At 65.2% G+C, this 12086-nt stretch carries 11 protein-coding genes; 3 read left to right on the top strand and 8 right to left on the bottom strand.

Going from position 1 to position 12086, the window contains the following annotated elements; translation table 11 throughout:
- Positions 1 to 315: 315 nt before the first annotated feature.
- The 7 genes from F3J17_RS35040 to F3J17_RS35010 form a co-directional block, all read right to left on the bottom strand.
- Positions 316 to 870 (bottom strand): phosphonate degradation HD-domain oxygenase, encoded by a 555-nt coding sequence (locus F3J17_RS35040; protein ID WP_167070274.1) that lies wholly within the window; start codon positions 868 to 870, stop codon positions 316 to 318.
- 45 nt (positions 871 to 915) lie between these two features.
- A complete protein-coding gene (locus F3J17_RS35035) occupies positions 916 to 1536 on the bottom strand; it encodes a GntR family transcriptional regulator (protein WP_240161269.1) in 621 nt (206 codons plus the stop codon).
- A gap of 103 nt (positions 1537 to 1639) precedes the next feature.
- On the bottom strand, positions 1640 to 2503 hold the full coding sequence (phnV, locus tag F3J17_RS35030; RefSeq protein WP_345891290.1) for a 2-aminoethylphosphonate ABC transport system, membrane component PhnV: 864 nt from the start codon (positions 2501 to 2503) through the stop codon (positions 1640 to 1642).
- A gap of 16 nt (positions 2504 to 2519) precedes the next feature.
- On the bottom strand, positions 2520 to 3425 hold the full coding sequence (locus tag F3J17_RS35025) for a 2-aminoethylphosphonate ABC transporter permease subunit (RefSeq protein ID WP_167070266.1): 906 nt from the start codon (positions 3423 to 3425) through the stop codon (positions 2520 to 2522).
- On the bottom strand, positions 3403 to 4530 hold the full coding sequence (phnT, locus tag F3J17_RS35020; RefSeq protein ID WP_205195105.1) for a 2-aminoethylphosphonate ABC transport system ATP-binding subunit PhnT: 1128 nt from the start codon (positions 4528 to 4530) through the stop codon (positions 3403 to 3405). The genes F3J17_RS35025 and phnT overlap by 23 nt, the downstream gene beginning before the upstream one ends.
- Positions 4531 to 4597: 67 nt before the next feature.
- Positions 4598 to 5686, bottom strand: a complete 1089-nt coding sequence (phnS, locus tag F3J17_RS35015) for a 2-aminoethylphosphonate ABC transporter substrate-binding protein (protein ID WP_167070264.1) — start codon at positions 5684 to 5686, stop codon at positions 4598 to 4600.
- A gap of 436 nt (positions 5687 to 6122) precedes the next feature.
- On the bottom strand, positions 6123 to 6878 hold the full coding sequence (locus F3J17_RS35010; RefSeq protein WP_167070262.1) for a DeoR/GlpR family DNA-binding transcription regulator: 756 nt from the start codon (positions 6876 to 6878) through the stop codon (positions 6123 to 6125).
- A 267-nt stretch (positions 6879 to 7145) separates the two neighbouring features.
- Here F3J17_RS35010 and F3J17_RS35005 point away from each other — a divergent pair, with 267 nt between their 5' ends.
- Positions 7146 to 8729, top strand: coding sequence for an AarF/UbiB family protein (locus tag F3J17_RS35005; RefSeq protein WP_167070260.1), 1584 nt, complete (start codon positions 7146 to 7148; stop codon positions 8727 to 8729).
- Positions 8730 to 8901: 172 nt separating this feature from the next.
- A complete protein-coding gene (locus F3J17_RS35000) occupies positions 8902 to 9783 on the top strand; it encodes a DMT family transporter (protein WP_167070258.1) in 882 nt (293 codons plus the stop codon).
- Between the two features lie 21 nt (positions 9784 to 9804).
- On the opposite strand, the gene F3J17_RS34995 is transcribed toward F3J17_RS35000, so the two are convergent.
- On the bottom strand, positions 9805 to 11028 hold the full coding sequence (locus F3J17_RS34995; protein WP_345891289.1) for a L,D-transpeptidase: 1224 nt from the start codon (positions 11026 to 11028) through the stop codon (positions 9805 to 9807).
- Positions 11029 to 11211: 183 nt separating this feature from the next.
- Between F3J17_RS34995 and nadE the strand changes: the two genes are divergently transcribed.
- Positions 11212 to 12084 carry an ammonia-dependent NAD(+) synthetase gene (gene nadE, locus F3J17_RS34990; protein WP_167070254.1) on the top strand — a complete coding sequence of 291 codons (873 nt, stop codon included), beginning with the start codon at positions 11212 to 11214 and terminating at the stop codon, positions 12082 to 12084.
- The last annotated feature ends 2 nt before the right edge of the window (positions 12085 to 12086 follow it).

The raw sequence follows: 12086 nt of genomic DNA, 5'->3' as shown, positions 1-12086 counted from the left end.
ATCAAGCGCCCACACTTATCGGCTGTAAATTTTTAAAGATCGATCCGCGAACTTCACACCAGCGATCCAGCTACCGGCGGGTTCTGCGTTGCTGCGTCTGCAGCAGAGAAACGAGATTATGCAGACTATCGAGCGCACCGTCAACAAGTTTTTTTACTTCATTTAAAACTCGCTGGCGTTTTAATACTTGCCGCTCAAAAAACTCCGAAGCCTTTAATAAAGCATCCCATCTCCCCACACTCTCGTAGCGAGAATGCGAAGGAGCGGGATTCTAGACGTCGGGGTGTTATCCGGCAAGCGCTTTTTGAATTGCGCTCACGCGTGACGTTGCATCACGCTTTCGACGATCTGCAGGTAGTGGTCCAGGCCAGGCGTTTCTTTCCCGGCGACCTTCGCCAGATCGTCCCAACGACGCAGACGCACCGCATCGTCCGCGAAGGGACGGGCAGCAAAGGCCTGCGCACCTTCGGCATCGAAGATACCGCCTTGCAGTTGCAGGCTGCGCACCGAATCCGCCGACAGGCAGCTGAAATACGCCTCGTCAGTGGCGCACAGATAGCGCTTGGCATCGACATGCAGGCGAATCGGCTCCAGCACGCTCACCGGCAAAATCGGTCGCAGGAACGGCAGCGCATAGTACTGATGCAGGTCGTCGATGCCGCGCTCGGTGGGCGTCTCGCCCTGGCGATTCAACAGATGGCCGAGGTCGTGCAGAAAAGCCGCGGCCACGAGTTCGTCGCTCGCGCCCTCCTCCTCTGCCAGCGCGCCGCTTTGCAGCGCATGCTCGAGCTGCGTGACCGGCTCGCCGCTATATGCCTGTCCGCCGTGCTGCTCGAACAGGCCGCGAATATCTTCCAGACTCAGTGCCATGCTTTCCTACTCCCTTTCGTCGAACTCGACAGCGCGCGCTGATCGTCAACGCTCGCCGCTGCCGCCCCGCTGATCCTGCCCACGCATCTGAGCGATGGCTTCATCGGCGTCGCGCGATGCTAGCGCGTTCAAGACCGCCCGATGCTGCGCATATGATGCCTCACGCTGCGCATCGTCAAACCCAGTGCGATTCGCCAGCCGCGCTTCGCTGACCGCGCGCCGCCAGCTTTCGTGCAGCTTGCCATTGCCCGCCGCTGCAACCAGCGCATCGCGAAACGCTTCGCGCGCCCACAGGAATTCGCCTTCGTCATCGAGCACGTCACGCATGGCTTCGAGCCGCTCGCGCAACCCAGCCACCTGCGCGGCGTCGATCCGCGCCGCCAGCATGCGACAGGCCGCCTCTTCCAGCACCGCACACAACGCCGCCAGTTCATCGGCCTCGACGCCCGACACGCTGCGCACGAACACGCCGCGATGCTTTTCATTGCGCACCAGCCCGGTCTGTTCGAGCGCGCGCAACGCCTCGCGCACCGGCCCGCGCGACACCTGCAATCGCGCGGCCCATTCGGCTTCGACGAGCTTGGCGCCCGGCGCGAGCTGGCCACGCGTAATACAGCGTTCTATCTCCGCCCGCACGAGGTCCGTCAGCGAATGCTGACGCACCATCGCCAGCGGTGTCGGCAGGGCGACGGTCGCCGCTTCGCCATCCAGACGCGCCGCGCCTTCGTCACGTCGATGCAGCCCATCGAAGCGCATGGCGTCCATCGTGTCAGTCCGCACGCTTGCGCGGTGCACGTGCCGCGATCAGCAACAACGCCACCAGCGAAACGACCAGCAGAATCAGCGAGAGCGCCGATGCGGGCAGATAGTAGCCGCGCTCGACCGCGCTGACCACGACGATCGGCACCGTCGCAAAGCCCGGCGGATACACCGTGAGCGTCGCGCCCAGTTCGCCGAGCGAGAGCGCGAAGCCCAGCGCGAGACTCGCGCGTATCGCGGGCACCAGTTGCGGCAGCACCACGCGGCGCAACACCATCGCGGGCGGCGCGCCGAGACTTGCCGCCGCTTCGCGCAGGATCGTCAGTTCGGGACGCAGCGCCGCCGAGGCACAGCGGTAGCAGAACGGCAGCACCAGCGCGAGCTGCACGAACACGACAATCGCCGCCGAGCTCGACAGATCAACGGGCGCCTTGTGATACGCGATCAGCACCGCGAGGCCGAGCACCACGCTGGGCACGCCATTAGGCACCATCGCGAGCGTATCGACCACCACGCCAAGGCCCCTGCGGTCGCGCCCTTCGAGAGCCAGCGCCAGCCACAGACCCAGCGCCGTGCCCAGCACCGCCACGCCAAAGCCGATCTCCAGGCTGGTCACGAGCGCATCGAAATCGCTCGAACCCAGCCGTTCGAACCAGCGCATGCTGAAGCCGTCGGGCAGGATCGTGCCCGACCAGTGCGAGGCCACGCTCGACAGCGCGACCACGATCACCGGCAGCACGAACAGCCAGAAACACAGCAGCGCCGCCAGCGCGAGCAGCACACCGCTGCCCACACGCGCCATCACGCCACGCTCGACGGGCCGCGCACGCAGATGCTTCGGCGGCAGCGCGACGGGGTCCGAGGCCGCAGCCACCGGATTGACGGAAGAATTACTTGCCATTGCGCGCGCCTCCATTGCGGCGATTCACGCGCCGATACAGCGCATACAAGGAAAGCGACATCGCGAGCATCACGACTGCGCCCGCGGCGGCGGTCGGCAGATCGAGATCGACGGTTGCCGAGCTGTAGATCGCCACCGGCAGCGTGATCAGATGCGCGCTGCCGAGCACGAGCAGAATGCCGAACTCGTTGAACGTCAGCAGGAAACAGAGAATCGTGCCGGCGGCGATGCCCGGCCATGCGAGCGGCAGAATCACGCGTGCGGCGACCATGCGGTTGTTCGCACCGAGACTGCGCGCCGCTTCGATCAGGCGCATGTCGAGCAGCGCAAACGCCGCGAGCGTCGGGCGCACCACGAAGGGCGCGTAGAACACCACTTCCGCCAGCACCACACCGCCGATACCAAACAGGAAATCGAGCGGCGGCGACTGCAAATGAAACAACCTTTGCAGCCCGATGCTCACCGAACCCTGCGAGCCGTACAGAAAGATCAGCGTGAACGCGACCAGAAACGACGGGAACGCCACGAACAGTTCCAGAAAGCGCGTGACGAGCTGCGCGCCCGGAAACGGTTTGAAGAACAGGATCGCCGCAATCGCCACACCGAGCAGCGAAGCCACGCCCGCGCTCAGAAACAGGATCCACAGCGTCGTGCCGATCACGCCACGCGAATCGGGATTGCCAAAGAAGGTTGCGTACGCACCGAAACTCAGACCATGCGCGCCGCTCAGGCTCAGCAGCACCAGACGCACGAGCGGATAGACCACCAGCGGCCCGAGCACGAACACGAGCAGAAACGCGATATGCCATTGCGCGCGGCGCTCGCGGCGACGCACGGCGGCGGCGTGGGCATCGGCGCCCGGCAGCGGGAAATCAGGGGTTGATAAGGACGACATCGTCAGCCTCGTAACGCAGTGAGACACGCATGCCTTTTTCCGGCGTCATGCCGTGGCCGCGCTGCATGGTGACGAGCACCGGTTCGTTCGGCATCGCGTCGAGCAATACCGGCACGGAGAGAATCGAGCCGTACCATTCGACCGACTCGATCGTGCCGTGCAACGCGCCTTCGCCGAGCGGCACGATGCGCAGGCTTTCGGGGCGCAGGCAGGCGAGCTTGTCGCGCACGTCGTGGCGCGGGTCGCCAACCGGAAACGCCACACCAGGCGGCAGCAGGTTCGCCGCGCCCAGATAGCGCGCGACGTAGGCGTCGTTCGGCGTGTCGTAGAGTTCCTGCGGCGTGCCGAGCTGGGCGATATGACCGTCGCGCATCAGCAGCGTGCGATCGGACAGCACCAGCGCGTCGTCCTGATCGTGCGTCACGCAGACGATCGTCAGGTTGGGCAGACGCTCATGCAGCGCCTTGAGTTCGGAGCGCACCGACGCGCGCAGATTGGCGTCGAGGGCCGACAGCGGCTCGTCGAGCAGCAGCACATCGGGCTCGATCACCAGCGCGCGCGCGAGCGCCACGCGCTGCTGCATGCCGCCCGACAGCTGCGCGGGCATCACGTGCCCCTGATCGCCGAGCTGCACGAGCTTGAGCGCATCGGCCACGCGTCGCGCGATGTCACGCGACGGCACGCGGCGCGCCTTGAGGCCGAACGCGACGTTCTCGAACACCGAAAGATGCGGGAACAGCGCATAGCTCTGGAACAGCAGACCCAGATTGCGCTGATGCGGCGGCACATGCGTGAGATCGCGACCGGCAACGGTCAGCGAACCCGCAAGGCCATCGGCTTCGATGAAACCGGCGATGAAGCGCAGCAAGGTGGTCTTGCCGCAACCGCTGCGGCCGAGCACGGTCAGCAACTCGCCGCGACGGATGGTGAGCGACAGGTCGTTGAGCACCGTGCGCGTGCCGAAACGCACGCTGAGGCGGTCGATCTGCACGCCCGCCACGCCCTGTCCACCTTGGGCGCCGGTTGCATCGGTCAGGCCGGACGCGTCCGGCAGGGCGCGGGCCATATCGGCCGACGCAAGGCTTGCGGTATTCACCGGGTTCATCTCCTGCATTTGATACGGTATTACTGGACCAGGCCGCCCGACTGCGGCGGCCTGCCTTCAACAACCTTTATTGCTGCGGCTTGACGACTTCGAGCTGCTTGCCCGACGAGCCGATCACTTCGTTCTTCCAGCGCGTCGTCCAGTCAGCCTTCTTGGCCATCACCTGGTTCCAGTCCACCGGAATCAGCTTCACGCCTTCGATCGCCTGCTTGACCGCCGCGCCGTTCTTGCCCGTCAGCGCCACGTCCGTGCGGCCCGGGATGCCGAAAATGTCCGGCACCTTCGATTGCACGTCCGTCGACATCAGGTAGTCGATCAGCTTCTTGCCTTCGGCCTGGTTCGGGCCGCCCTTGATCAGGCCGATTGCGTACGGCAGCTGGAAGGTGGTCGGATGACCGCCTGCGTCGGCTGCGAGGAAGATCGGCTTGAGCGAAAGGCCGCCGTTGGCTGCATCGTCGAGATCCATCTGCAGGTCGCCGTTGGCCACCGAGATTTCGTTACGCGAGAGCAGCACGTCGAGGTAGCCCGTGCCCTTGGTGTGGAACTTGGCGCTCTGTTCGAGCTTCTTCAGATAGTCGAACGCCTTGTCTTCGCCCATCAGCGAGGTCGTGAGAATGATCACGGCCATGCCGTCGCCCGCCGTGGCCGGGTTCGAGTAGGCAACCTTGCCCGAGTAATCCGGGTGCAGCAGGTCTGCAAACGTCTTCGGCTGGTTCTTGACGACTTCCGGGTTGATCGCGAACGAGAAGTAGTTGTTCACGAACGTCGCCCACGAACCGTCGGTCGCCTTGGCGATCGCCGGAACGTTCTTGTAGTTCACGCTCTGGTACGGCTGCAGCAGACCGCTCTGCTGGGCCTGCTGGATGAACGGCGGCAGCGTGATGATCACGTCGGCCTTCGGTGCATCTTTTTCGACGTTGGCGCGGTTCACAACTTCGCCACTGCCGGCGGTCACGATATTGACCTTCACGCCTTCCTTCTTCTCGAAGGCCGGCAGAACGTCGCGGTAGAGATTTTCGAGGCCGTCAGCCGTGTACAGCACGACAGCGCCGGCAGCGTGGGCGCTCATGGCGGCGCATTGCAGCAGCGTGGCGGCGATCATCATCGGCAGCGCTTTGCGTGCGAAACCCGCGCGATGGGAATTCCGTTGGTTCATGTCAATCTCCGAAGGCAAAAACCATGTGCTCGGGGCTACCCGATGCGTGTTGAGTGAATCGTCGACTTCCGGCGGACTACGCCGCCTGCCTTTACCCGTGCTGCGGCTGGTCTGGCGCGGAGACTGCAGATTGTCTGCAATCCGCCGTTGCCACCCTAAAACCGCCCGACTGCGTAGTGCGCACGGTCACTGCCGTGTCACGCGCCAGCCCCGTCTGTACGGGCCCGGCAAGAATCACAGATTTCCGTGACATCGCCGTGACGATTGTGGCGTTTGTCAAAAAATTCCACAATTTGCCAAAAATAAGCAAATCGGCAGACGTGGCGAGACCGACACGTCTGCGGGTCCGCACACGCGTCAGATCAAGGCCAAGGGGAGAAAAGGGAGCGTAATGCTGCGCGCGGACAAACCGCGCGTGGGGTGGCAACGAAGCGAATCAGGCAACGACGAGTTCTGGCCCGCGCGACTCGATGGCGCGCGCCACGCCCTTTTCGGGCGCAAGTTCGGTGATGACATAGCGCGCGCGCTCGAAGCCGTTGATGCGCACCGGCGTCATGCGGCCGAATTTCGAATGGTCCGCCACGACGATGGCGCAGGCGGCCGCCGTCAGCATGCGGCTGCGCACCTCGGCGACCATGCGCGAGTAGTCGGTCAGCCAGCCGTCGGCCGTAATGCCGCCCGCACCGACGAAGGCGTAATCGGCGTGATATTGCGAAAGCTGCTGCACGGTGTCCAGCCCGAAAGTCGCTTCTTCGTGATCGGATAGCTCGCCGCCCAGCAGCGTCACGCGATTTTCGTTGCGACGGCCGAGCAGCAAGGCGATGCGCCAGTCGTTCGTATAGACGGTGAGGCGGTGCCGGTCGGTCAGCGCACGCGCGAGCGCATGGGTCGTACTACCCGAATCGATGATGACGGACGCGCCATCGGGCACGAACTCTGCTGCGCGTTCGCCGATTGCGCGTTTGGCATTGGCATTGGCCGTGTCGCGAACATCGAGGTCGGGCTCGCGGCGATCGCTCGACAGCGCGCCGCCGTGCGTCGTGACCAGCAGGCCGCGGCCCGCCAGCGTGTTGAGATCGCGGCGGATGGTTTCGCGCGAAACACGCAGCTCGCGCACGAGGTCCGCCACCGAGAGCGCGCCGGTCCGGTTCACTTGCGAAAGGATGTATTGGTGACGTTGTTCTGCGAGCATCTGGGGGGCGCGTGGCGCGTGGAATCGGAAAGGCCGCCGTATTGTATTACGCGTGCTGCTCGCGCACTTCGGCCCCGCGCCGGCGTGCCGCCATGCACGACGCATGCAGCTTCCGTGCGGCCCCGTATAAGCCTGCCCTGCCATCGCGCAATCATCCCTGCTAATCTCGTGCTGGCCATCCGGATCTTCCAGGCGATGGATGGCCAACCGATCTGACGTCATTGCGACGTGTAACTGCGACTATCGCGACCGCCGAATCCCGAAACCATGCGTTCCAGACTTCGCCAACTGCGTCTTTTGTTCTGCGCGCTGCGCTATGGCATCCGGCTGATCTGGCTTGCCGCTCCCGAGCACCACAAGTTGCACTGGATCGTCTCGCTGGCCGCGCGGATGCGCGACAACGAACGACTCGCCACGCATCTGTCGAGCGCATTGCCTCGCCTCGCGCCGCTTGCGAGCGCCTTCGCGCAATCGGTCGCAACGCATCCCGAACTGGCGGCTTCCACCTTGCACGACGCCATCGACGCGATCGAGCACTATGAGGAACCGCTTATGCCTGAGCAGTTGAACGCGGCCTTGCAAAGCGCATTCGGCAAGCCGGTGCAGTCGCTCTTTTCGTGGATCGACCCCACTCCTTGTCAGAACGGCTGGTGCGAACAGACGCATATCGCCCGCCTGCAATTGCCGGCCAACGGTCATCAGATGGTGACCGTGCGCGTGCTGCGCGCAAAACAGGCCCAGGAAGTCGACGACGAAGCCGCGCTGCTGTGCGCCGTCGCGCGTTGGCTCGAACGCTTCTCAAGCGCTGCACGCAAGCTGCATTTGCGGACGCTCGCCCAGACGCTGCGCGACGATCTGCAACGTCGCTTCGATCTGCGCGCGCAGGCGGCCAATCTGAGCCAGAGCGGCCATCACCTCGCCGACGATGAGCGCGTGCTCGTACCCGATGTGATCTGGGACTTCTGCACGCCGCACACGCTCACGGTCGAGCATGTCGATACGCTGCCCGCGACCGATGTGGCCGGACTCACGATGCATCACATCAACGTGACGAAAGTGGCCGCGCATCTGATCGAAGTGGTCACGCAACAAGCCTTCGAGCACGGCTTCTTTCACGCGGCATTCGACGCGCGCCGCGTCGCGGTAAGCATCGAACCGCAGACGCGCGGACGGCTGGTGTTCGCAAGCGCGGCGCTGATGACCTCGCTTTCCTCGCCGGAACGCGAATTCTTCGTGCACGGCGCCACGGCGCTGTTCGAGCAGGACTACGGACGTCTCGCGAACCTGCATCACGCAGCCGGTCATGTGCCCACGCACGCGCGCCCCGAGCAGATCGAGGCCGAATTGCGCACCCGCAGCGAAGCCCATTTCGCCGACGATGCGGGCGAGCGCAGCGCAGGCGCCCTGTTCCACCATCTGCTGCATGCGGTCCAGCCGTTCGGCGGCGCCGTGTCGCCACGCCTGGCCGCGGCGCAACGCACGTTCGGTCAGGCCGAAGCGCTCGCGCGCACGATTCATCCCGATGTGGACGCGTGGGGTATTGCAAAGACGACCCTCGGCGATATTGCGAAGCGCGACCTCGGCCACCACGGCTGGATCAAGCGGCTCTCGCAGGAATTGCCGCATCTGGCGCAAATCGCGCCGCGCGTGCCGCAGCTGGTTTATCGCTTCATGCACCATCACTCGGGCGCGGCGCACGGCCAGCCCGGCGCGCAGGCGCAAGCACAGGCAGCGATGCTTGAAGCGCTGCGGCGCGAACACCGGCGCACGCGCGCGTTGCTGATCGCCTGCGCGCTGAGTGGCACGTTCATCGGCGTGGTGGCGACGCTTTTCCGGCTCGTGCCTGCCTGAACGCTCTGCTCGACAGATCCCGCCGCTCTCCCGCGCCGCCTGGTTTGTCGATGCCAGATGGTATTGGCTGTTAGTTGCGATAGAGAGATCAGTGCAGTCCTGAACAAGACTGCCTGATCCGGGCGAGCGATACTCCGGCCCTTTCGATCAGCACTTCGCCCTCACGCAAGCCATGTTCGCCGCGCTCACGCCCACGCTCTTCGTCTTTTTGTGGTCGACCGGTTTTGTCGTCGCCCGCGCCATCGCGCCCTATGCCGATCCCAATCTGTTTTTGCTCGCGCGTTTCGGCGGCACGGCGCTGCTGTTCACCTGCGTCGCGGTGGCGATGCGCGCGCCCTGGCCGCGCGGACGCGAAATCGGCAAGCATCTTTTCGCGGGCGCGCTGCTGCAAGGGGTGTATCTGGGCGCGGGTTACTGGGCCGTGGCGCAGGGCTTGAGCGCGGGCGTCATGGCGCTGCTCGGCGCGCTCCAGCCGCTCCTGACCGCTGCGCTCGCCGCGCCGATGTTCGGCGAGCGTATTTCGCTGCGGCGCTGGCAAGGCATGGCGCTCGGTCTCGCGGGCGTCGTGCTCGTGCTGACGCCAAAGCTGCGCGCGAGCACGGGCGCCTCGTTCGCCAGCGGCGCACACGTCAGCCCGCTCATCGTCGTGCTCGTGTCAGTGCTGTCGATCGGCGCGATCACGGCGGGCACGCTGTATCAGAAAACTTCGCTTGCACAGGCCGACATCCGCAGCGCGAGCGCCGTGCAGAACGCTGGCGCGGCGATCGTTGCGGCGCTGCTTGCGCTCGCCCTGGGTGAACATCGCTGGATTGCATCGACGACGCTGTGGATTTCGCTCGGCTGGGGTATCGCCATGCTGTCCGGCGCGGGCGTGACGCTGCTCGTCTGGATGGTGCGTCACGGCGATGCGGCCCGCGCCACCGCGCTGCTGTTCCTCGCGCCGCCGCTGGCCGCGCTGGAAAGCTGGCTGCTGTTCCGGGAAACGCTTACGCCGGTCCAGATCGCGGGCTTCGGCGTCGCGCTCGCGGGCGTGCTGCTTGCGCGGCGCGGCTAATCGCGTCGCGCCCATCAATCGTCAATCGGCCGTATCGCCGCCCTTGGGCAGTTTCGCCCGCGCCTGGCTGCCCGGCGCGGGCGCCCAGGCGGGCCGCGTCTTGCGCGCCGAATCGATCACGACGATAAAGCGCCCCGCCCACGGCGAGATTTCGCGATTCGAGTGCAGCACCCACAGCGATTTGCCCGAATCGACCAGCGCCTGATATTCGGCGTCGATGATGCCGTTGTGGTCGATGAACGCGTTGAGCGAGGCGGGAATGCGCACGCATCCCTTCGAATGGCGGATGCCGAGCAGCGGCTCCAGCCGGTCGGGATCGGTCGCATGCATCTGGAAACGCATCGGCGAGTAACCGCCCTTGCCCCAGCCGCGCTCGCCATCGACCCAGCCGAAATCGTAGATACGCATATCGCGCTTGCCGTAGCCGCGAATATTGTTCTCGTTCATCGTGCCTTCCGCGCGGAAGTCCATGTTCGACGGCGTGTGTTCGAACACGCCGAGCGGTGTCAAAAAGTGATCGAATTCGCCGGGCCGCCCCGTTGCGACCGGTGAAGCGCCGATCATCTGCCACGTTTCGCCCGGCATCGCGCGGAAATAGATAAAGAGCGCCTGCACATTCGCGCTGCGGTCCACGAGGATCACGTACTCACCCGCCAGCGCGCCAAGATCCTTGGCGTCGAGCGCGGCTTGCAGGCGCTGGCCGTACGCGCGCTGATCGGCAAGCGGCACACGCAGGCGGCGCGTCACGTTGCGCGCGAAGGTTTCGCGCATCGCCAGCGCGTGACGGGTTTCGTCAGCGGCCTGTTCGGGCGTGAGTCTGGGATGCTCCGGCAACGTGAGCGGCGCGGGACCTGACGCGGCGACCGGCGCCGAGGCCGTGGCCGTTGAAGCGGCGGAAGCCGGCGAAGCCGCCGATGCCGCCGATGCCGCCGACGCAGCAGAGGCCACTTGCACTGGCGACGCCTGTTTCGGCGCTGCTGCGCCAGAGGCCGCGACCGCGGCGGATGCCGTCGTGGCCGCCGATGACGGTTTCGCTTTGACGGCCGAAGCGCCTGTTGCCGCCTGCACCGTCCCGGAACCTGCATGCGCACCCGAAGCCGGCGCAGTATCCGCAGCGCTTGCGTTTGCACTTGCGCTTGCGCACCAGGCCACCGCGCACAGCGCCGCAAGCCGTGCGCACTGCAGCACTCGCCTCGTGCCTTGATAATGAGACTTCGCGGTGTCGCCCCGGACACCTCCGTTCACGCTTGCCTGAGCGCCGCGCGAGGAAAAATCGTTCATCGTGAATCCGGCTGTTTATGCGTTTGTCTGATATCGGGCGCACTGCAATTCGCGCGCCCGGATCATCCGACATTAGACCAGACATCGTATTCAAGCCGCCGATTAGCCGCAGCGTGACCCGACAAGCCCCATCGAGCGAGCCCATTCATGAGTGAAGCATCCGCATCGAAGTCCGACAGCCAGCAAGCCATCGCCGCCGAACTGGGCGTCGCCACATCGTTTTACCCGACCGACGAAATCGACCGGCGCGTCGCCTTTCTCGCCGACAGCCTGCGCGCGAGCGGTCTGCGCGCCCTCGTGCTCGGCATCAGTGGCGGCGTGGATTCGACGACGGCAGGGCGTCTCGCGCAACTGGCCGTCGAAGCACTGCGCGAGCAAGGCCGCGATGCGCGCTTCATCGCCATGCGCCTGCCCTACCGCACCCAACGCGACGAGGAAGACGCCGCGGCGGCCCTCGGCTTCATCCAGCCGGACGAAATATTGAGCGCCGATATTGCCCCGGCCGCCGACGCAATGCTCGCCTCGCTCACGGCGGGCGGTTTGAGGTTCGAAGACGCGGCACAGCAGGACTTCGTGCTCGGCAACATCAAGGCGCGCGAGCGGATGATTGCGCAATACGCCGTGGCGGGCGCACGGGCCGGCCTCGTGATCGGCACCGACCACGCGGCTGAATCGTTGATGGGTTTCTTTACGAAGTTCGGCGATGGCGGCGCGGATGTGCTGCCGTTGGCGGGATTGACGAAGCGGCGCGTGCGCGCGCTGGCGCGTCATCTGGGCGTGCCGCAGCGTCTGGTGGAAAAAACGCCGACCGCCGACCTCGAAACGCTGCGCCCGCAACGGCCCGATGAGGACGCTTATGGTGTCAGCTACGAGGAAATCGACGATTTTCTGGAGGGTAAGCCGGTAAGCGATCACGCCTGCGCAACGATCCTGCGCTATTACGAGGCGACCCGGCATAAGCGGGCGCTGCCGTACACGCCCGATACTCCGATGCCGCACGCGAAGGCGACATCGGTATAAAC

Source organism: Burkholderia sp. Ax-1719, from assembly GCF_011753055.1.
Taxonomy (GTDB): Bacteria; Pseudomonadota; Gammaproteobacteria; order Burkholderiales; family Burkholderiaceae; genus Paraburkholderia.
This window is presented reverse-complemented; position numbering and strand designations above follow the sequence as displayed.